The sequence below is a fragment of the Qipengyuania algicola genome, assembly GCF_042492175.1.
Lineage (GTDB): Bacteria > Pseudomonadota > Alphaproteobacteria > Sphingomonadales > Sphingomonadaceae > CAJXSN01.
In genome coordinates, this window is the sequence record NZ_CP170453.1 from 2,469,646 (window position 1) to 2,490,566 (window position 20,921).

18 protein-coding genes are annotated in these 20,921 nt (G+C 62.4%); 9 read left to right on the top strand and 9 right to left on the bottom strand.

Annotated features, from left to right (window positions below; all coding sequences use genetic code 11):
* Window position 1: 1 nt before the first annotated feature.
* Genes zapE through ACFCW2_RS11755 form a run of 3 tightly spaced genes read right to left on the bottom strand, consistent with a single transcriptional unit; the run spans window position 2 to window position 2,407 of the window.
* Window positions 2-1,126, bottom strand: a complete 1,125-nt coding sequence (zapE, locus tag ACFCW2_RS11745) for a cell division protein ZapE (RefSeq protein ID WP_379546605.1) — start codon at window positions 1,124-1,126, stop codon at window positions 2-4.
* A complete protein-coding gene (locus tag ACFCW2_RS11750; protein ID WP_379546607.1) occupies window positions 1,123-1,611 on the bottom strand; it encodes a PaaI family thioesterase in 489 nt (162 codons plus the stop codon). The genes zapE and ACFCW2_RS11750 overlap by 4 nt, the downstream gene beginning before the upstream one ends.
* Window positions 1,612-1,624: 13 nt before the next feature.
* Window positions 1,625-2,407: a succinate dehydrogenase iron-sulfur subunit gene (locus ACFCW2_RS11755; RefSeq protein ID WP_379546608.1), complete on the bottom strand. Its 783-nt coding sequence runs from the start codon at window positions 2,405-2,407 to the stop codon at window positions 1,625-1,627.
* Window positions 2,408-2,624: 217 nt separating this feature from the next.
* On the opposite strand from ACFCW2_RS11755, the gene ACFCW2_RS11760 reads away from it, so the two are divergent.
* Window positions 2,625-3,374, top strand: coding sequence for an SDR family NAD(P)-dependent oxidoreductase (locus ACFCW2_RS11760; RefSeq protein WP_379546609.1), 750 nt, complete (start codon window positions 2,625-2,627; stop codon window positions 3,372-3,374).
* Here the strand turns inward: ACFCW2_RS11760 and ACFCW2_RS11765 are convergent.
* From ACFCW2_RS11765 to ACFCW2_RS11775, 3 genes are all read right to left on the bottom strand, one after another.
* Window positions 3,371-4,174 (bottom strand): NTP transferase domain-containing protein, encoded by an 804-nt coding sequence (locus tag ACFCW2_RS11765; RefSeq protein WP_379546610.1) that lies wholly within the window; start codon window positions 4,172-4,174, stop codon window positions 3,371-3,373. The genes ACFCW2_RS11760 and ACFCW2_RS11765 overlap by 4 nt on opposite strands.
* Before the next feature lie 17 nt (window positions 4,175-4,191).
* Window positions 4,192-5,145 (bottom strand): D-alanine--D-alanine ligase family protein, encoded by a 954-nt coding sequence (locus tag ACFCW2_RS11770; protein WP_379546611.1) that lies wholly within the window; start codon window positions 5,143-5,145, stop codon window positions 4,192-4,194.
* A 130-nt stretch (window positions 5,146-5,275) separates the two neighbouring features.
* Complete coding sequence (locus ACFCW2_RS11775) at window positions 5,276-6,169, bottom strand: haloalkane dehalogenase (RefSeq protein ID WP_379546612.1); 894 nt, start codon at window positions 6,167-6,169, stop codon at window positions 5,276-5,278.
* Window positions 6,170-6,233: 64 nt separating this feature from the next.
* Here ACFCW2_RS11775 and ACFCW2_RS11780 point away from each other — a divergent pair, with 64 nt between their 5' ends.
* Entirely contained in the window at window positions 6,234-6,869 is a 636-nt protein-coding gene (locus ACFCW2_RS11780) for a class I SAM-dependent methyltransferase (RefSeq protein ID WP_379546613.1), read from the top strand.
* A gap of 91 nt (window positions 6,870-6,960) precedes the next feature.
* On the opposite strand, the gene ACFCW2_RS11785 is transcribed toward ACFCW2_RS11780, so the two are convergent.
* Complete coding sequence (locus ACFCW2_RS11785; protein ID WP_379546614.1) at window positions 6,961-9,738, bottom strand: Rne/Rng family ribonuclease; 2,778 nt, start codon at window positions 9,736-9,738, stop codon at window positions 6,961-6,963.
* A 433-nt stretch (window positions 9,739-10,171) separates the two neighbouring features.
* On the opposite strand from ACFCW2_RS11785, the gene ACFCW2_RS11790 reads away from it, so the two are divergent.
* The 6 genes from ACFCW2_RS11790 (at window position 10,172) to ACFCW2_RS11815 (ending at window position 17,843) form a co-directional block, all read left to right on the top strand.
* Window positions 10,172-11,089 (top strand): N-acetylmuramoyl-L-alanine amidase family protein, encoded by a 918-nt coding sequence (locus tag ACFCW2_RS11790; RefSeq protein WP_379546615.1) that lies wholly within the window; start codon window positions 10,172-10,174, stop codon window positions 11,087-11,089.
* 111 nt (window positions 11,090-11,200) lie between these two features.
* Window positions 11,201-13,723: a penicillin-binding protein 1A gene (locus tag ACFCW2_RS11795; protein WP_379546616.1), complete on the top strand. Its 2,523-nt coding sequence runs from the start codon at window positions 11,201-11,203 to the stop codon at window positions 13,721-13,723.
* A 92-nt stretch (window positions 13,724-13,815) separates the two neighbouring features.
* Window positions 13,816-14,943, top strand: coding sequence for a peptide chain release factor 2 (gene prfB, locus ACFCW2_RS11800; RefSeq protein ID WP_379546618.1), 1,128 nt, complete (start codon window positions 13,816-13,818; stop codon window positions 14,941-14,943).
* Window positions 14,944-14,969: 26 nt separating this feature from the next.
* A complete protein-coding gene (locus ACFCW2_RS11805) occupies window positions 14,970-15,710 on the top strand; it encodes a class I SAM-dependent methyltransferase (protein WP_379548978.1) in 741 nt (246 codons plus the stop codon).
* A 22-nt stretch (window positions 15,711-15,732) separates the two neighbouring features.
* Window positions 15,733-17,139: an NAD(P)H-dependent flavin oxidoreductase gene (locus tag ACFCW2_RS11810; protein WP_379546619.1), complete on the top strand. Its 1,407-nt coding sequence runs from the start codon at window positions 15,733-15,735 to the stop codon at window positions 17,137-17,139.
* Window positions 17,140-17,294: 155 nt separating this feature from the next.
* Window positions 17,295-17,843 carry an alpha/beta hydrolase gene (locus ACFCW2_RS11815; RefSeq protein ID WP_379546620.1) on the top strand — a complete coding sequence of 183 codons (549 nt, stop codon included), beginning with the start codon at window positions 17,295-17,297 and terminating at the stop codon, window positions 17,841-17,843.
* Here ACFCW2_RS11815 and ACFCW2_RS11820 read toward each other — a convergent pair.
* Entirely contained in the window at window positions 17,840-19,147 is a 1,308-nt protein-coding gene (locus tag ACFCW2_RS11820; protein ID WP_379546622.1) for an ammonium transporter, read from the bottom strand. The genes ACFCW2_RS11815 and ACFCW2_RS11820 overlap by 4 nt on opposite strands.
* 131 nt (window positions 19,148-19,278) lie before the next feature.
* Entirely contained in the window at window positions 19,279-20,316 is a 1,038-nt protein-coding gene (locus ACFCW2_RS11825) for a 2-hydroxyacid dehydrogenase (RefSeq protein ID WP_379546624.1), read from the bottom strand.
* A gap of 120 nt (window positions 20,317-20,436) precedes the next feature.
* Here ACFCW2_RS11825 and ACFCW2_RS11830 point away from each other — a divergent pair, with 120 nt between their 5' ends.
* A complete protein-coding gene (locus tag ACFCW2_RS11830) occupies window positions 20,437-20,916 on the top strand; it encodes an SH3 domain-containing protein (protein WP_379546626.1) in 480 nt (159 codons plus the stop codon).
* Window positions 20,917-20,921 lie beyond the last annotated feature (5 nt).

A 20,921-nucleotide genomic window follows, 5' to 3' on the forward strand; every position in this document is an offset into this window, starting at 1 on the left:
GCTATCCGGAGGTGTCGGATGCACCGTGGCCCAGCGCCATGTATTCGGTGCTGCGCATTTCCATGAGGCGGCTCGCCGTGCGCTCGAATTCGAAGCTGCCATCGCCTGCCAGATACAGATCATCCGGCTCCGCATCTGCGGTGGCGAACAGCTTGACGCGATATTCGTACAGCGCATCGATCAAGGTCACAAAGCGCGCCGCTTCGTTGCGCATATCCGGGCCCATTTGCGGGATCCCGACGATGATGACGGTGTGGAATGCCTGTGCGATGGCGAGATAATCGGGCGCACCGCGCGCCTCGCTGCAAAGCCGTTTGAAGCTGAATACCGCGACGCCCTTCAACGCGCGGGGTACGTGGATCGACCGTTTTTCGCCAATCGCCAGCTCCATCGAGGGCACATCGCCTGTGTCGGGATCGTAATCGGTCAGTCGGAAGAACGCCTCGCGCACTTGCGCCGTTGCGGCCTCGCCCAAGGGTGTGTGCCAGTTCTCCAGATCACCGAGCCGGTCGAGCCGGTAATCGGTAGGGCCGTTCAGGGGTAGCACATCCAGCCGGTCCTCGATCAGAGCTATGAAGGGGAGGAAATGCTCGCGGTTCAGCCCGTCCTTGTAGAGGTCCGATGGCGGGCGGTTGGAAGTGGCGACAATCGTCACACCTTCATCCACGATCAGTGCGCGGAACAGGCGGCTCATGATCATCGCATCGGCACTGTTGCTCACCACCATCTCGTCAAAGGCGAGACACCGCAGATTGCTGCCGATTCGGGCGGCGACTGGCGGGATGGGATCGCCGCTCTCCTTCTTTCGCTCTTCTCTTAGCAGGGCGTGAACTTCCTGCATGAAAGCGTGGAAGTGGGCGCGGCGCTTGCCCTTTATATTCAGCGCGCCGTGGAACAGGTCCATGAGCATCGATTTGCCGCGACCGACGCCGCCCCACATATAGACGCCCATGGGCGCTTCGGGTTTGCCCTTAAGGGCGCGCCAGATGATCGAACCGCGCTTCGGTGTCGCCTCCAGCGCAGTTTGCAATTCCTCCAGTCGCTCGGCGACGGCGGCCTGCTCTGCGTCAGGGCGCAGTTCGCCTGCTTCCACCAGCGCATTATAGCGCGCCAGAACGCTGCTCATTTGGCTGCTGCCGGGCTTGTTTTCGGCGCTGAAGCCTTACGAACCATTCCGCTAAAAGCAGCGACCAGATGCTCGTCATTCGAGCCCTGAACCACCTCGCCGCGCAAGAACATCAGGCGACCTGTCTCGCGCATCACCTCGACCACGGCGTCAAGCGGCTGATCGACCTTGCCCGCGCCGATGAACTGGGTGGAAAGCTCCAGCGTCACTGCCATTCCAGCATCGCTTTCGCGCAGCATGTGCATGCCGCTAAACAGTGCGATGTCGATCAGCGACAGCGTGACAGCGCCGTGGATCATGTCCTGCAGGTTGGTGTGCTTTCGCTCCGGCATCATCCTGAGCCGCGCGCGTTCGCCTTCCTGGCGCACGCGCAATTCGCCCATGACGACCGCGTTGAAGCGCGTGTCGTCCTTCAGGTCCCAGCTATACCAGCCGGGTGCTCCATCGATTGGCTCGCAATCGAAGAAGGATGGGGGCTTTTTCAAGCGTCGCGCCCGATCAGATCGTGCGTTCGGCCATCATTTTTTTGGTTTCGGCGATGGCCTTGGCCGGGCTGAGGCCCTTGGGGCACACATTCGCGCAGTTCATGATGGTGTGGCAGCGGTAGAGGCGGAAGGGGTCTTCCAGCTCGTTCAGGCGCTCACCGGTCATTTCGTCGCGGCTGTCCGCCAGCCAGCGATAGGCCTGCAGCAGGATGGCGGGACCGAGGAACTTGTCGCTGTTCCACCAATAGGATGGGCATGCGGTGGAGCAGCAGGCGCACAGGATGCATTCGTACAGGCCGTCCAGCTGCTCGCGCTGTTCGGGCGATTGCAGACGTTCCTTGCCGCTCGGCGTGGGGGTCACGGTTTGCAGCCACGGGCGGATGCTGGCGTATTGGGCGTAGAAATGGGTGAAGTCCGGCACCAGATCCTTGACCACTTCCATATGGGGCAGGGGGGTGATGCGGATTTCGCCACCCATATCCTCGATCGCGCTGGTGCAGGCGAGGCCGTTCTTGCCGTTCATGTTCATCGCGCACGAACCGCAGATCCCTTCGCGGCAGGAGCGGCGGAAGGTCAGTGTCGGGTCGATGTCATTCTTGATCTTGAACAGTGCGTCGAGAACCATCGGGCCGCAATCGTCCAGATCCACTTCGAACGTGTCGTAGCTGGGAGTCTGGCCGCTGTCCGGATCGTAGCGATAGATCTTGAACTTCTTGATCCGGCCGCCGCTTTCCGCGCGGTGCACTGCGCCGTCTTTACGGATCTTGGAGTTCTTCGGGAGCGTGAAAGTTGCCATGGTTCTTACGAATTCCTGCTGGTTTGTTGCGGTCTATCTAGCAATCCTGCGGGCAAGCACAAGCTGGTCCATCGGCCTATCCGCCGTGTTGGACAATGACGGATTTGCCCTCGTCCCAGCCCAACATCTGGAATTGCGATGTGCAACTCCAAAGCAATAACATTCGGCAGCAAAAGAATGAGGGGAACATTGCAGCCATCTGGTCCGTCTGACCACCATGAGCGATGCACAAGAGCAGTCAATTGGAGCGAGCGTAACCAGCGCTGCCGTCTTCGGAGCAAGCGGCGGCATTGGCCACGCTCTGGTGAAGGAACTGGCGGACCGGGGCGTCGACAGGATCTATGCCGGATCGCGCAGCGGGAATGCGCCAGGGGGCGAAACGATCATTCCGTTCCGCTTCGACTATGAGGATCCCGCGTCAATCGAGGCCACTGCCAACATCATGGCCGAGCACCCTCCGCAATTGGTCATCGTCGCGACCGGCGTGTTGACTTTGCCCGATGGCACCGGGCCGGAGCGCAGTTACAAGCAATTGGACGGCGTCACCATGGCGCGCGTGTTGCAGGCCAACACCATCGGGCCGGCGCTGGTGGCCAAGGCGATGCTTCCGCTGTTCGACCGCAAGCAGCGCAGCGTGTTCGCGGCTCTTTCGGCCCGCGTCGGATCGATTGGCGATAACGGCATTGGCGGATGGCACAGCTACCGCGCATCGAAAGCCGCGCTCAACATGCTGGTGAAAAACTTCGCCATCGAGCTTGGCCGCACGCACAAGCAGGCGGTGCTCGCATCGCTCCATCCCGGCACGGTGGACACGGCCCTGTCCGAGCCATTTCAGTCCAATCTGCCCGACGGCCAATTGACCGGGGCGCAAGAGGCTGCGCGCAATCTGCTGTCGGTGATAGAAGGTCTCACGCCCGAGCAGAGCGGGCACCAGTTCGACTGGAAGGGCGAGCGCGTGCCGGATTAAACCTTCGCGGGACGACCCGGCAGCAATTCCTCACACACCGCATAAGTCCGCTCGTTATCGACATCGATGGCGAGTGCGCCGTCCTCGAACTCCACGGCCCTGATCGTTGCGCCCAGCCGTTCGCCGAGCACTTCCATCGCCGGGTGCAGTTTCAACATGCCTGCTTTCAGCAGAATGATGTTGAGCAGGCCAAAGGCGCGGACCATGCGGCCCGGATTGGACATGAACTGGCCGCCCTCGCGGAAAACCTCGGCAGCCTTGAATGCTTTGGGGCCGGACAGGCCGTAGAGGTTGCAATTAGCAATTCCGCCGTCGGAAAACCCGTAATAATTCTTCTGGCCTTCGGGATGCGCGGCCTTCACGTTCTTCTCGCGCGCAATGCCAATCACCGCATCCGCAGTGCGCATGGCGTCCACCACTTGCGCCACCGCATCGCGGGTCAGCAGGACATTGTCGGCTGTGGTGATGACGAAGGGCCCTCCGCTCTTGCCGGCTGCCTTCACCACGCTCTCGACGATGTTCGGATCGCTCTCGATCAGCGTGATCGGCAGATCGGGCCGTGCGTAGTCCGCCAGCACCGCTTCCAGCTCGGCATGCGCCTCTGCCTCCACCGAAACGCGGATCGCCTCCACATTGGGCACGGTGATCAGAGTTTCCATCACATGCCGGATCAGCGCCTTGCCGCGAATAGGGGCGAGGCATTTGTGCGAGACACCGGCCCGCGTCGCCAGCGGATTGACCACCCCTGTGCGCTGCGCCGCAAGAACGATGAATGTTATGGCGGTTGCTGTTTCGGGCATCGATGAACCTCTTCGTATCAGGGCGCGGCGAACAATCCGTTTCGCCGCCACGCCTCTGCCAGAAGGGTTTCCAGCAGATCGGCATGGCTAAAGCCGGCATAGGCCGCTGCCTTTGCCATAACCTTTTCCGACCACAAATTGCAGTTCAAATTGATTTCGATGAAATTGATGTCGCCGGTGTTCAGATCGACACGGAATTCGATCCGCCCGTAATCGAACGGCAAAAATTCCTGCGCGACCCGCTTGGCGTAGTCCTGAACCTTCGCGGCCAGCTCTGGATTGTCGAACCGTTTGAGCGCGGCTTTCTCCGTATTCTGAACCAGATCGCGCTTCTCGTAATAAGTCCACAGTTTCTGCGTGTCCTCGCGCTCGTACCACAGCATGGGGAGGGCGGTGGGCACATCGTTCAGCGTGATGAAGGCGCACTGGACATCGTATCCGTCCAGATACGGCTCCACGATGGCGTCATGGCCCTGAATGTGGATGTCGGCGACAGCATTGGCGACGCCCTGAAAATCGAACGCATCGGATATGCCCCAGCTGGCGGAGGACGCATTGGGTTTGATGACCCACCGGCCATCTGCGGATGCTGGCAGGTTTTCCTCAAGTACCGGAGCGCCCCGGCGGTAACAGAACCACGGCGCGGTCGGCACACCCGCATTTTTGCACACGAGCTTCGACACGCTCTTGTCATCGCCCAGACCGCGCAGGAACGGCATCGCGCCCAGATACGGGATGCGGTGCATATTGCACAGCACGGGGATCAGCATTTCGGAATTCACGAACCCGCCGCGATTGAGCAGCGGGAAGACAAAGTCCGCCTCCGGCTGCTCGAACAGAACCTGATAATTGTCGGCAAATTCCAGCTGCAGGCCCAGCGTTTCCAGCGTGGTCCGCACCTCGTGGTGATAAATCGCGTGATTGCCGTCTTCGGGATGCATCCCGCCGCCCCACAGGGCGTGCTTTGCCATAAACAGCGTGCGGACGCGATCTTTCGCCTCCTGAGGTATTGTAAGCGGTGCGACACCGGACATGCGACTGTGATCCCGATATTATGTTTTCGGGCCGCTTAGGCGGGCAGTGCCCCGGTGGGAAGCGGAATCAGACGCCTGCCGCTTTTGCTGTATCCAGAATGGCGGCCACGAAGCCTTCGGGGTCATCTTCCTGAATGAAGTGATTGCCTTTCAGCGTCCGGTGCAGATCGTGGCCCTTGGTGCCAGCGACCCGGCCGACAAACGCTTTCTCGCCGCCTGCAGTGATGGCGTCCTGATCGCTGAAGGCACAAACGAAGGGCTTGTCGAACGCCTCCAGCGCTTCCCATGCTTTCAGCTGGTCCGGCACTGCGACATTGTCGCCCAGCGGCACCAGACTGGGAAAGACACGCGCGCAGGCTTTGCTGTCTTCATCAGGGTAGGGCGCGTCATAGGCGGCGACTTCGGCATCGGTCAGATCGCGGGTCGTGGCCCCTTGCAGGATATTGCCGATTGGGAAGACCGGGCTTTCTTGCGAGAATTTGCGCCACGCAGCGAATGCGGGCGGGGGCTCCTGACCTGCTGGCAGCCCGCCATTGGAGAGCGTGACCCCGGCAAAGCGCTCGGGCATCTCCGCCACCAGACGCAGGCCGATCAGCGAACCCCAATCCTGACAGGCGAGGATAATGCCGGTGAGATCGAGCGCCTCAACCCATTCGCGCATCCACGCCACATGGCCGGCATAGGAAAACACGTCGCGCTCGGTCGGCTTGTCCGATTTGCCAAAGCCAATGAGGTCGGGCACGAGGACGCGGTAACCAGCCTCCGCCACCGGCCCGATCATGTGGCGATAGAGGAAGCTCCAGCTGGGCTCGCCATGCATCATCAGCACTGGCGTTCCATCGCGCGGACCTTCATCGACATAATGCAGGCGCAGCTGGTCCGACAATTCGTGGTAATGCGGCGCGAAGGGATAGTCGGGCAGATTGTCGAAGCGGCTCTCGGGCGTGCGGATGACGGTCATGGGCGGATTCCTCTCTTGCGGTGGAGTGTGCCATAGTCCGCACGTCAGGGACAGGAGGTTAGCGATGGGCATTGCTGAATGGTGGGACAGGCACGGTGTGCCGCGCGTTATCAAGCTCGCTTGCGGTGCGCCCGCGATCATGAAGCTGCGCGGCAAAGTGGTGCCATTGGCGCGCGGCGATGTGTTTGAGATCGGCTGCGGCGGGGGCATCAACCAGCCGTTCTACGAAGCCGGGGCAATCACCCGCTATGCCGGGATCGACCCGGGGGCGAAGTTGCTCGACTACGCCCGGTCAGAAGCGGCGAAGAAGGGCTGGGCCGCCGATATTCGCGAAGGCGTGGGCGAGGCGATCCCCTTCGAGGATGAGAGCTTCGATACGGTGGTGTGCACCTATACGATGTGCTCGGTGCAGGATCAGGCGCAGGTGGTGCGCGAGATGCGGCGGATCCTGCGGCCCGGTGGGCGGCTGCTGTTTCTGGAACATGGCCGCGCGCCCGATGCCTCAGTGGCGCGGTGGCAGGACCGGATCGAGCCTTACTGGAAACCGGTTGCAGGCGGCTGCCACCTGACCCGCCCGATCACCGCCGCGGTGCGTGATGGCGGGTTTGAGACCGAGCCGCTGGGCGAGCGCTATGCTCCCAAGACCCCGCGCCCGGTGGGCTGGATGGAATGGGGCGTGGGGATCAAGACCGGCGCCTGAGAGTGATAATCTGGTGATAGAGAAAAGGGGCGCGAACCTATGCGGTTCGCGCCCCTTTTCTGTGTTCGGGAATTAATGCCCTCGAGCTGCTCTATTCGCCGAAGGTCCGCTGCCACCAGCCACGCTTGGGCTTGGCGTCTGTGTCCGCCGGCGTGTCCTGCTGTGCAGGGGCCTCTTCCTGCACTGGCTCGGCGGCGGGTTCTTCTGCCACTTCCTCGGTTGCAGCAGGAGCGGGAGCAGCCTTCTTGCGCGGCGCACGGGTGCGCTTGGGCTTGGGCTTTTCTTCGGGCGCTGCGTCGGCATCGGACGGTGCTTCTTCCGTCGCAGCTTCAGCCTTGGGTTCCGCCTTCTTGCGAGGAGCGCGGGTCCGCTTCGGCTTGGGCTTCTCCTCGGCTTCCTCTTCGGCAGGCGCTTCCGCGTCGGCCTTCGCTTCGGCCTCGGTATCCGCTTTCTTGCGGCGCGTGCGCTTGGGCTTCGGCTTTTCCTCAGCCCCTTCATCGGCCATCGCCTCGGCAGTTTCAGGCGCATTGTCGGGTCCTGCGACCACGGCCATGTCATCCTTCACCTGCTCGGAAACGCCTTCCAGCGCTTCCGCACCAGCTTGATCGTCATTGGAGCCGTCATTGTCAGCGTTTTCGCTGTTCTCGCCATTCTCATCCGAGCGATTGCGGCCACGTCCGCCCCTGCGGCGGCCACCCCGGCGGCGGCGCTTTTTGGGCTTTTCGTCGTCATTGTCGTCGGAGCTTTGCTCGTCCGAACCACCCTCATCGGAGTTATCGTCCTGATCGCCGTCATTCTCGTCGCGGCGGTTCTTGTTGCGGCCCCGGCCACCCCGGCGGCGGCGGCGCTTCTTCGGCTTGTCGCCGTCGCGTTCTGCGTCCGAATCGTCTTCGTCCTCGTCCGTCTCGACGTCCAGATCTTCATCATCTTCGCTATCGTCGATGATCGGCTCGAAGCTGGGTGCCTCGGTCGGGCGCGGGCCGGAACTGGCAATCGTCATCTTGGCGCCTTCGTCTTCCCCTTCGGGCACGACTTCGACGGTGACGTGATAGCGTTCCTCGATTTCCTGCAATTCGGAGCGCTTGGAATTGAGCAGATAGACCGCCGCTTCCGTGCTCGCCGACAGGGTGATGACCGATCCCTTGCCCTTGGCCGCTTCGTCTTCGATCAGACGCAAGGCCGACAGACCCGCGCTGGACGCGGTGCGCACCAGACCGGTGCCGTCGCAATGCGGGCATTCGCGGGTGGAGGCTTCCAGCACGCCTGTGCGCAGGCGCTGGCGGCTCATTTCCATCAGGCCGAAGCCGGAAATACGGCCCACCTGAATGCGCGCGCGGTCGGTCTTCAGCGCATCTTTCATGCACCGTTCGACTTTGCGGATATTGCCCATCCGCTCCATGTCGATGAAGTCGATCACGACCAGGCCTGCCATGTCGCGCAGGCGCAGCTGGCGGGCGATTTCTTTGGCCGCTTCCAGATTGGTCGCGGTGGCGGTCGCCTCGATCCCGTGCTCCTTGGTGGAGCGGCCGGAGTTGATGTCGATCGAGACCAGAGCCTCGGTCGGGTTGATCACCAGATAGCCGCCCGATTTCAGCTGGACGACCGGATCATACATCGCGCGCAGCTGGTCTTCCGCGCCGTAGCGCTGGAACAGGGGTACGGGGTCGGAATAGGCCTTCACCCGGCGCGCATGGCTGGGCATCAGCAGCTTCATGAACTGCTTGGCCGACTTGTAGCCTTGCTCGCCTTCGACGACGACTTCCTCGATCTCGCGATTATAGATGTCGCGGATCGCGCGTTTGATCAGGTCGCTGTCCGAGTGGATCAGGCTGGGCGCGCTGGAGCCAAGCGTGTTTTCGCGGATTTCGTCCCATAGCCGGGCGAGGTAATCGAAGTCGCGTTTGATCTCGGTCTTGGTCCGGGCAATGCCGGCAGTGCGCACGATCAGGCCCATGCTCTTGGGCAGGCTCAGATCGTTGACCACCTGCTTCAACCGCTTGCGGTCACCGGCGGAATTGATCTTGCGCGAAATGCCGCCGCCATGGCTGCTATTGGGCATCAGGACGGTGTAGCGGCCCGCGAGGCTGAGATAGGTGGTGAGGGCCGCGCCCTTGTTCCCGCGCTCTTCCTTTACAACCTGAACCAGCAGAACCTGACGGCGCTGGATTACGTCCTGGATTTTGTAACGGCGACGCAGAGCCTGACGGCGGGCGCGGACATCGTCCACTTCTTTCGCGCGGCTGCGCGGCTTGCCGCCTTTGCCGCCCTTGCCCTGACGGCGACCACGGCCCCGGCGACCGCGGCGCTGGCCGCCATTGCCGTTTTCCCCGTCGCTATCGTCGTCGCTGTCATCATCATCATCGTCATCATCGTCGTCATCGCCATCGGAATCGTCTTCCACATGGCCTTCTTCGATGGTGGCGACTTTCTCTTTGTCGCTGGTGTCGATTTCCTCGAGCCCGTCTTCGGCAAGGTCCTCGGCCAGAGCTTCGCCGCTCTCGTCGCTTTCGGCGTCGTATTCTTCGCCGGGAATTTCGCCGCGATCTTCTTCCTCGTTGCGCAGACGCGCTTCTTCCTCGGCGGCTTCGGCTTCTTCAGCCAGCAGCTGCTCGCGGTCTTCCTTCGGGATCTGGTAATAGTCCGGGTGGATTTCGCTGAATGCGAGGAACCCGTGGCGGTTGCCGCCAAAGTCCACAAAAGCTGCCTGCAACGAGGGTTCGACCCGCGTAACCTTGGCTAGATAGATATTTCCCTTGATCTGCTTGTGATCGGCAGATTCAAAATCAAACTCCTCAATCCGGTTTCCCTTGAGGACCGCCACCCGGGTTTCTTCCGAGTGGCGCGCATCGATTAGCATGCGCGTTGCCATTGAATTGTCTCCATGCACGCCGTCGCCGCCGACCATGGCCGGGTGGAGATGCGCGCAAATATGTGTGGAAGCCGTTCGCCCAATTGGCGGTTTCGGCTGTTATGGAATGGGGAGGGCGCTCTGCCGCCGAACCCCGGAAATGCGTGTCTGCAGACGATGCACTGCGCCATTCGTGCGCAATCGCCAGGCCAGCAAGCACGCCGCAGTCCGCAGACTGCATCGTGAAAGTGGCGGGACGGGTATGCATTGTTGCTTCAACCTGTTGTTATGCCCCTACAGCCTTAAGGCGTAAGGATTGCGGAACCGTTCTCAAACTCAAGAAAAAGTCGGCCCGACTTGGGACGCTGTTGCTAGCAGGGCCTTGCCGATGCAGCAACCATATTGCGCTGCGGCCCTGCCAACCCCTACACGCGCTCGTGTGATGAGTGTGCGCATGCAGATATGGCTGATTTTTGCCGCACCCCTGGCGCTGATCGCCGGGCTCTATGTTTTTGGGCTGACTATTCCGGTCCCCCACCTTGGCCGTGATTATGTGTTGCGGCTGATTTTGCCCGATGCAGGCGACCCGGTCGACCTGCCAAAGATATCCGGCCCGCAAGACCGGTCGCGCCCGCTAGTGGTGATCGATGCCGGGCATGGCGGCAAGGATCCCGGCGCGGTGGTTGGCGGCGTGCGGGAAAAAGACATTGTTCTGGGTCTCGCCAAAGCGCTCAAATCGGAATTGCTGGCCAGCGGCGGCATTCGGGTGGCGATGACCCGCGAATCGGACGAATTTCTGGTGCTTCAGGAACGCCCCGAAATTGCGCGCAGGCTGGGGGCCGACCTTTTCGTGTCGATCCACGCGGACAGTGCAGGCGATGTGAGCGGGGTGCGCGGGGCAAGCATCTACACCCTGTCGAGCGAGGCTTCGAGTGAAGCGGCGGCGCGGTTTGCCGAGCGCGAGAACAATGCCGACCGGCTGAACGGCGTCTCGGTCGAGGGGCAAAGCGAGGCGATCAGTTCGATCCTCGTGCAATTGTCCCAGCGCCGCGTGCAGGAAAATTCCTCGGAGTTTTCGCAGCTAATCGTGCGGGAAGGGAGCGGCAATCTGCGCTTCCACCCGCAGGCGCGGCGTTCGGCCGAGCTCGCTGTGCTCAGGGCGCCCGACGTGCCGGCGATCCTGTATGAGGCGGGCTACATTACCAATCCGGATGAGGCGAAATTGCTCGCCTCCGAGGAAGGCCGCGAGAAATTTGCCGACACGATGGCCCGTGCGATCCGGATTTATTTCGCTCGTGAGCGCGGAGCGAGTTCGGGCAGCAGCGGCGGCACTGGCGGGGTGACCGATGGCAGCGGTGGGGCCACACCCTAGATCGTTTTCCCCTGCATTGCCTTTTCGGATAATTCGGGGATCAAATCGCGCGGTTTGCCGCATTGGTTATGGCAAGTGACAGGAAGCCCGTGCTAAGCGACCAAGCAAATTATGGCTGACGGTTTTTCTCCAGACTCGTTTCACTACCGCATCCGCCGCGAAGCGTCGGGCGCGGTGGCTTTTGTTCGCCGCAACTGGGCCGCGCGGCGCTGGGTGCGCTGGACCGGCTATGCTTTGATTGGCGTGGTCCTGTTATGGCTCGCGCTTTGGGCTTTGCTTGCCCGTGATCTGCCCAATGCGGAATCGCTGGTCGATTACGAGACGCCGCTGCCATCGGTTGTTCGCGGTATCGATGGCGAGATTGTGCATTCTTACGCCCGCGAACGCCGGGTGCAGTTGCAGTATGAGGATTATCCCGAGCAGCTGGTGCAGGCGTATCTGGCGGCAGAGGACAAGACCTTCTTCAGCCATGGCGGGGTCGATCTGACCGGCACGATCAATGCCGTGTTCGATTACGTAACCAAATTCGGTTCGGGCGAACGCGCTGTTGGCGGCTCCACCATCACCCAGCAGGTGGCGAAAAACCTGCTGCTGGGCGACGAGTATTCCATCACCCGCAAGCTGAAAGAGATGCTGCTTGCCCGCCGGATCGAAGCGGTGCTGAGCAAGGAAGAAATCCTCACGCTGTATCTCAACGAGATACCCTTGGGCCGCCGCAGTTTCGGTGTGCAGGCCGCGAGCCGCGCCTATTTCGACAAGGACGTCAACGACCTCGATCTCAACGAAATGGCGTTTCTGGCGATCCTCCCCAAGGCGCCGGAGCGCTACGGACGCGAGGGCAATGAGGCAGCTGCGATGGAGCGGCGCAATTTTGTCCTGTCGCAAATGGTTGCCAACGATTTTGTCGGGGCCTCCGATGCCGATGCGGCGAAATCCGCGCCGCTGGGTCTGGTCGAACAACGCAGTGCACAATCGGCCGATGCGGGCTATTTCATCGAGGAAGTCCGGCGGCAGCTGATGGGGCGTTTCGGAGAAACTGCGGAAGACGGTGAAAACAGCGTCTATGCCGGCGGTCTTTGGGTGCGCACTTCGCTGAATGTCGAGATGCAGGATGCCGCGCGCGATGCTTTGCGCAAGGGCCTGCTGCGCTATCACGGTCGGCGCGGATGGCGCGGGCCGATCGCGACAATCGATCCGGCAGACGGCTCTCTGACCCGTCAGCTGGCCAGCTCCACCATCAGCATCAATTACAGTGGCTGGCGCGTAGGCGTTGTGACGGAGCGTTCCGGCTCTCAGGCGACGATTGGATTCTCGGATGGAGAAACCGCACCGCTGGTCGGGTTGCCCAATGCGCTGAAGGTGGGCGATGTCATTGCCGTTTCGCAGTCGGGCAACAATTGGGCTGTGCGCACTCTGCCAGAGGCGCAGGGCGGTCTGGTTGTGCAGGATGCCCAGCTTGGCCGGATCCTCGCGATGCAGGGGGGCTTCGATTCGCGCCTCGGCAGTTTCAACCGGGCGACACAGGCCAACCGGCAGCCCGGCTCCACGATCAAACCGTTCGTTTACTCGACCGGGCTCGATCACGGCATGACGCCTGCCAGCGCGATCGATAATGGTCGCTACTGCTATTATCAGGGCAGCCGCTATGGCGAGAAATGCTTCCGCGGCGGGCGGGGCGGACAATTTCCGCTGCGCTACGGGCTGGAGCAATCGCAGAACGTGATGACCGTGCAAGTTGCCATGACGGCGGGCATGCCCAATGTCGTGAAGCAGATCTCGGAACTGGGCATCGGCGATTATGATCCGTTCCCGGCCTTCGCTCTGGGCGCGGGCGAGACGACGGTGATGAAGATGGTTGCCGCCTATGGCGCGCTGGCCAATCACGGGCGGCTCAATCCACCCAGCGTGATTGATTATGTGCAGGACCGGCGGGGCAAGGTGATCTGGCGGTCCGACAATCGCGATTGCGAACGTTGCAATATGGCCGAGTGGGACGGGCAGCCGATGCCGCGTCTGGGGCTCAAGGGCAAACAGGTGATGGACGCACGCACCGCGTTCCAGACGATGCATATGCTGCGCGGTGTGGTCCAGCGCGGCACGGCCACCACGCTCAATTCCATCGATCTGCCGCTGTTCGGCAAGACGGGCACTACGACAGGGCCGAAGGATGTGTGGTTTATCGGCGGCACGCAGCGCCTGATTGCGGGCGCCTATGTCGGATTCGACCAGCCGCGCAATATGGGCGGCTATGCCCAGGGCGGAACGATTGCCGCGCCGATCATCAAGGATCTGATCCGCAATTCGCGCGACCAGTGGAGCGACGCCCCGGCTGTTGCGCCCTCGGGCGTGCGGATGGTCCGCGTGGACCGGCGTACTGGGAAGCGCGTGTTCGATGGCTGGCCCACCGGCGATGACAAGGCCGCGATCATCTGGGAGGCTTTCAAGCCCGACACCGAACCTCCGCGGGCGACGGCGGCCGATGAAATCGCCGCGCGGCGCGAGGAAATTCTCGCACTGATCCGGCAGGCCCGCAGCGGCGGCTCGTCGACACGCGCCGTGACGCGGCGTGCCGAGCCGGAGGAACGCGAAGAGCCAACCGAGGACTTCGTCGAGGATCAGGGCGGCATTTACTGAGCGTAACCGCTGCGCCGGGCTTTCGCACCGGTTGCCAATCGCGCCGCTTTCGCTAAGCGCTGTAGACCTATGTTTGCAGGAACACACAGCTGATGCGCGCCGAGGGACAGGCCCATATCGACCGGATCGAAGCGGCGCTGGCGCTGGTGCGTCAGTCGCTCGACTGGGAGCGCGCGCTGCGCCGTCTGGACGAGCTGAATGCGCGGGTCGAGGACCCGACCCTGTGGGATGATCCCAAGCAGGCGCAAACCATCATGCGCGAGCAAAAGCTGCTCGAAAACGCGGTCGGCACGGTGAATGAAATCTCCGCTGAAATGTCCGACGCCATCGAATTCGTCGATATGGGCGAGGCCGAGGGCGACGACGAGATTGTTGCCGAAGGGCTCACCAGTTTGGAGAAGCTCGCCAACCGCGCCGATGCCGACAAGGTGCAGGCGCTCCTTTCGGGCGAGGCGGATGGCAACGACACCTATCTCGAAATCCACGCGGGCGCGGGCGGCACGGAAAGCAATGACTGGGCCGAAATGCTCTTCCGCATGTACACCCGCTGGGCCGAACGGCGCGGCTTCAAGGTCGAAACGGTGGAGTATCAGGCAGGCGATCAGGCGGGTGTGAAAAGCGCGACCCTGCTGATCAAGGGCGAGAACGCCTACGGCTATGCCAAGACCGAAAGCGGCGTCCACCGGCTCGTGCGGATCAGCCCGTATGACAGCAGCGCGCGCCGCCACACGTCGTTCTCCAGCGTCTGGGTCTACCCGGTGATTGACGATGATTTCGAAGTCGAGATCAATGAGAGCGACCTCAAGATCGACACCTACCGCGCGAGCGGAGCGGGCGGCCAGCACGTCAACACCACCGACAGCGCCGTGCGTATTACCCACCAGCCCACCGGCATTGTCGTCGCCAGCCAGAACGATCGCAGCCAGCACAAGAACCGTGCCACCGCGATGAATATGCTGAAGGCCCGCCTGTTCGAGCGTGAGATGGCCGAGCGCGAGGCCGCTGCCGGCACCGAATATGAGGCGAAGACCGATATCGGTTGGGGCCACCAGATCCGCAGCTATGTCCTGCAGCCCTACCAGATGGTCAAGGACCTGCGCACAGGCGTCACGTCTTCGTCGCCCGATGCGGTGCTGGACGGGGCGATCGACGAGTATATCTCTGCCGCTCTCGCCCAGCGCGTGACGGGTGAGACTGTGGAGGTGGAGGACGTGGAGTGATCCACGCAGCCTTTCGCACTCTGGCAATGATGGCCAGCGCCGCCTTGATGACGGCGGCTTGCGAGCGGGTGCCGGACGAGAGCGATAGGCCGGAAACCTCGCTGGAATTTCCCCGGCCGGACCGGCCTGTGTCGGAATTGGGATCGAACCAGTTCAGCACCGAAACCGCGCGGGACAGCCGGGGCGAAGCGCAAAAAGTGATGGATTTCGCCGAGCTGACCACCGGTATGACCGTGGCCGATATCGGGGCAGGCGAGGGCTATTACACCGTCCGCCTGGCCGAACGGGTCGGCACTGAAGGTCGCGTGCTGGCGCAGGATATTGACGACGATGCACTGGGCCGTCTCGCCCGGCGGGTGGAACGCGAGCGGCTCGACAACGTTTCGATCAAGCCCGGCGCTCCCGACGACCCGCGCCTGCCGGACAACAGTTTCGACCGCATATTCCTTGTGCATATGTATCACGAGGTTGAGGAACCTTACGCCTTCCTGTGGCGGCTCTGGCCCGCGCTGAAAGAAGGCGGGATGGTGATCGTCGTCGATGTGGACCGGCCCACCGATCAGCATGGCATCAACCCGTTCCTGCTCACCTGCGAGTTCAAGCAGGTCGGCTTCACGCTCGACACTTTGCGCAATGCGCCAGAACTGGCGGGGTACTATGCACAGTTCCGCAGAGCCGCTACGAGACCGGAGCCCGGCGCAATGAAGCCGTGCAAGGGGGCAGCCGCCAAGGCTGCGAAAAGAGCCGCAGAGAGCGGTTCTGGGTAATTTTTCAAAGAACGGATATTTGATGGCATTCAAGGGTTTGCAGCCGGTTTCCTACGGTGGACGCGAAGTGTGGCCATTGGTCGAGGGCGGCAAAGGTGTGTCTGCCACCAATCACCTGAGCTCCGGCGCATGGGCCGCTGCGGGCGGCATCGGCACGGTCAGCGCGGTAAATGCCGACAGCTATGACGAAGCGGGCAATGTCATCCCGCAAGTTTACGACGCGCCTACGCGCAAGGAACGCCACCAGCAGCTGATCGACTACGCGATTGCCGGGGCGACCGAGCAGGTCAAACGCGCTTATGAAATGTCCGGCGGCAAGGGCGCGATCAATATCAACGTACTGTGGGAAATGGGCGGCGCCGCAGAGGTGCTGGAGGGCGTGCTGTCAAACACGCCCGGCATGATCGCCGGTGTCACCTGCGGCGCGGGTATGCCCTACAAGCTGGCCGAAATCGCCCAGCGGCATAATGTCTTGTATCTGCCCATCGTCAGCTCCGCCCGCGCATTCCGCGCGCTGTGGAAGCGCAGCTATTCCAAGGTTCCGGACCTGATGGCGGCGGTGGTTTACGAGGATCCTTGGCTGGCGGGCGGGCACAATGGCTTGTCCAATGCCGAAGACCCGCGCTCGCCCGAAGACCCGTATCCCCGCGTCGTCGCCCTGCGCGACATGATGCGCAAGGAAGGTGTTTCGGAGGAAACCGCAATCGTGATGGCGGGCGGCGTCTGGGCTTTGCGCGAATGGGACGAATGGATCGACAATCCGGATATCGGGAAGATCATGTTCCAGTTCGGCACGCGGCCCCTGCTGACGCAGGAAAGCCCGATCCCCGACGTCTGGAAAGAGATGCTGCGCACCGTCGATGAAGGCGAAGTGCTGCTGCACAAGTTTTCGCCCACCGGCTTCTATTCCAGCGCGGTGAAGACGCCGTTTCTGTATGATCTGATGCATCGCAGCGAGCGGCAAATTCCGTTCGTGAAGGAGCAGAGCGAAGAGCATTCCAAGCAGCTCGATTTCGGCGTGAAGGGCAAAAAGATGTTTGTCTCCGCCGATGATTATGCCCGCGCAAAGGCGTGGTTCGGGGAGGGGCAGACCGAAGCCCTGAAAACGCCCGATGATACGCTTGTCTGGGTTACGCCTGAATCGCGCGACACGATCCGCAAGGATCAGCAGGACTGTATGGGCTGCCTGTCGCACTGCCAGTTTTCCAGCTGGAAAGATCACGACGATTACACTACCGGCAGACTGGCCGACCCGCGCAGCTTCTGCATCCAGAAAACCCTGCAGGACATCGCCCATGGCGGCGATCCGGACGACAATCTGGCCTTCGCCGGACACTCGGCATACCGGTTCAAGCAGGACCCGTTCTACTCGAACAATTTCACCCCGACAGTGAAGGAGCTTGTCGAGCGGATTCTGACGGGGGATTAGGTCCGGCGGTGAAGGCAAAACCCTCAAAACCGCCGCCATTTTGGCGGTTGGCAAGTGAATTTGCGGCGTTGCCGAAGGTTATGGGGGCGTCTATTCGGCGACCAAGCCCACAGCTCGACTTTGGAGCGGGCCGACCCGCTCTCGTGGTCCCCGGAATGTTGTCCGGAGACCGGTCAACTGCCCTACTTCGTGGTTCTCTGGATCAAGCTGGGTTCAATACGCATGGTTGGGGCAGCGAGTTTAACACGGTGGTTTCTCGCGAAACCGTGGCAAGAGTTGCGCAGCGACTGGTCGATATTAGCGACAAGACAGGCCAGCCAGTCGTTGTGATTGGGTGGAGTTTGGGCGGATTATATGCCCGGCTTCTCGCGCATAGGATGCCGGAACACGTTGCTTTGGTGGCTACGCTTGGTTCACCGTTCTCAGGAGATCGGCACGCCAACAATGCGTGGAGGCTGTATGAATGGCTGAACGATCATAAGGTCGATTCCCCACCTTTCGCAGAAGACATCTCGAAGAAGCCGCCCGTCCCGACGCTTGCTTTCTGGTCACCAAAGGACGGAGTGGTCGCACCGGAGTGCGCGCGGGGCGAGGAGGATCAATGCGACATGCAAATTGAGCTGCTCTATCGTCATTTCGAGCTGGGGAGCTCGCGCAGGGCTATCAATGAAGTCCTAAACTGTCTCCGGAGAGCGCTCGCTTAGTCCACAATCCAGCTGCGTTCTCCGTGGCTGGCTATGTCCAGACCGTCGCGCTCTTCCTCGTCGCTGGCGCGCATCGGGAAGACCAGGCTGCACATCAGCGCCAGCACTGCGGTGGCCACCGCACTCCACAAGGCCACAGCGCCCACGCCCACGGCCTGAGCCATCAGCTGGACACCAAGTCCGCCGCCCTCGGCATAGCCAAGACCGCCCAGCGCAGGCAGCAGGAACACGGCCAGCAGCAGCGAGCCGGTAATCCCGCCCACGCCGTGGACCGCGAAGACGTCCAGCGAATCGTCGATTTCGAAGCGGAACTTCACCAGTTGCAGCGCGCCATAACAGGCGAGCGCGCCCGCCAGTCCCAGCAGGATTGCCGCGCCGGGGCCGACAAAGCCCGCCGCCGGAGTAATCGTGGCGAGGCCGGCAATTGCACCGGTGGCCCAGCCCACGCTGGTCGGTTTGCCGAGCGAGAATTTCTCGATCAGGATCCACACCAGCGAAGCGACCGCCGCCGCCACATGGGTGTTGATGATGGCCGCCGAGGCATCATCGGTCGCGGTCAGCGCGCTGCCGCCGTTGAAACCGAACCAGCCGACCCACAGGAGGGCAGCACCGGCCATAGTCAAACCGGGAGCGTGGGGCAGCATGGGGGTCTTGGGCCAGCCTTTGCGCTTGCCCAGCAGCAAAGCGATCACCAGCGCGGAAACACCGGCGGTCGTGTGGACGACAATGCCGCCTGCAAAATCCATCGTGCCCAGATTGGCGAGCCAGCCGCCGCCCCAGACCCAGTGCACCACCGGCGCATAGACGACGAGGCCCCAGAGTGCGCAGAACGCCACGACCCAGCCAAACCGCGCGCGATCGACCCATGCGCCGATCATCAGGGCAGGGGTGATGACGGCGAAGGTCATCTGGAACAGGGCGAACGTGCTTTCGGGGATGGTCAGGCCGTCGCGCACTTGCCCGAGATTGTTAAGCATCCAGAACGCGCCATTGCCGATCCAGCCATTGGTCGCCGCACCGAAGGCCAGCGTATATCCGACGACCACCCACAGGACCGAAGCGATGGCGGCGACCGCGCCAACTTGCAGCAGAACGGAAAGCAGGTTCTTTGCCCGCACCAGTCCGCCGTAAAACAGGCCAAGCCCGGGCAGCGTCATCAAAAGGACCAGCGCGGAGGCGGTCAGGATCCACGCGGTGTCCCCGCTATCGGCGATGGCGACGGCTTCTTGTGCCGATGCAGCTGCGGGCGTCAGGCCGGCAACCAGACCGGCAGCCAGCGCGGCACTCCAAGTACGAACAGACACGGCAAATTCCCCCTTGCGACCCGTATGCCCCCGGCACCGGTTTTGTTGGCGGGCACAATTGGCGCAAGCGTATCGCGAGAGCAAGCCGGTGCAGCCTTCACCCTGTGCAAGACCGGCTTTACCGGCGGAGCCTAAACCAGCGCGTCGAGCACCTGATCGGGCGGGCGGTGCCCGTCGGCCCAGAACCGGATATTGGCGATCACTTTCTCGCCCGAAGCCTCGCGCCCTTCGATTGTCGCGCTGCCGATATGGGGCAGGGCGATGACGTTGGGATGCTTCAGCAGGCGGGGATCGATGGCGGGTTCTTCCGGGAACACATCAAGCCCTGCGCCCGACAAATGCCCCTCGTGCAGCGCCGTCACCAGCGCTTCGTAATCCACCAAATCGCCGCGTGCCGTGTTCACCAGCGCCGATCCGGGCTTCATCGCCGATATCCGCTGCGCGTCGATCAGTCCGCGTGTTTCGGGCGAGGCAGGGCAGTGCAGGGTGACGATGTCCGATCCGGCCAGCAGATCGTCCAGTTTTTCCACATAGGTCGCGCCGAACATGCTCTCCACCGCGCGGGGCAGGGGCTTGCGATTGTGGTAGTGGATTTCCAGCCCGAAGGCGCGGGCGCGGTGGGCGACGGCCTGTCCGATGCGGCCCATCCCGACAATGCCGAGAATCTTGCCGCCCAATTGCCGCCCCAGCAGCGCCGAGGGCGCCCAGCCGGTCCATTGGTTCCGGCGCACAAGCGCGGTTCCTTCGCGGATACGGCGCGGCACGCCGATGATCATCGACATAGTCAGATCGGCGGTATCGTCGGTGAAGACACCGGGCGTATTGGTGACCATGATCCCGCGCTTAGCTGCCGCAGCCAGATCGATATGATCCGTGCCCGCGCCAAAGCTGGCGATGAGTTTCAGCCGCTCGCCTGCGTTTGCGATCAGCTCTGCATCTATGGTGTCGGTGACGGTCGGCACCAGCACATCGCAGTCATTCATCGCGGCCTGCAGGGCTTCGCGGGACAGGGCGCGGTCGTCGGGATTGAGCTGCGCATCGAACAGCTCTTTCATCCGCGCCTCGATGCTGGGCAGCAAATGCCGGGTGACGACGACGCGCGGTGTGCCACTGACACGGCGCCCCGGCGCGTCACCGGCCGGGGGCGGAGAAGAATTAGACCCGTTCATATCGCGTAACGATTGGCGAATGCGTCATCGGCGGTCAAGCGCCGAACGGCTCCATTACAGGACAGTTCGCGTGTTCCGGCTTGAAGGTCCAACCCGCCTGCGCGTATTGTTAACCCTGTTATGAATCGCACTGCCCGTATTGTCCTGAGCCTGGCTTCGGCCGCCTCCCTTTTCGCTGCGCCTTCGCTCGCGCAGAACCGCGACACGCCCTATTGGGCGAGCATCGACACGACCGAGCTGAATATGCGCGTCGGGCCGGGGCGCGATTATAAGATCGAGTGGGTCTATGAGCGCGAGGATCTGCCGCTGAAGGTTCTGCGGGTGCAGGAAGGCTGGCGCTTCGTGCGCGATCCGGACGGGGAAGAGGGCTGGGTGTCAGCCGCGCTGATCCGCGACAAACGGCCGGGCGCACTGGTGATTGGCGAAGGTCTGGTGCCGATGCGCGAAAGCCCGGCAGACAATGCTGCGCTGCGCTGGAACCTAGAGCCGGGCGTGACCGGCTTGCTCGGCGAATGCGAGGCAGGCTGGTGCGAATTTTCCGTCAATGGGCGCTCGGGGTATGTCGTGCAGGACCGGCTGTGGGGGGCTGGCGAGCCTTAAGTTAG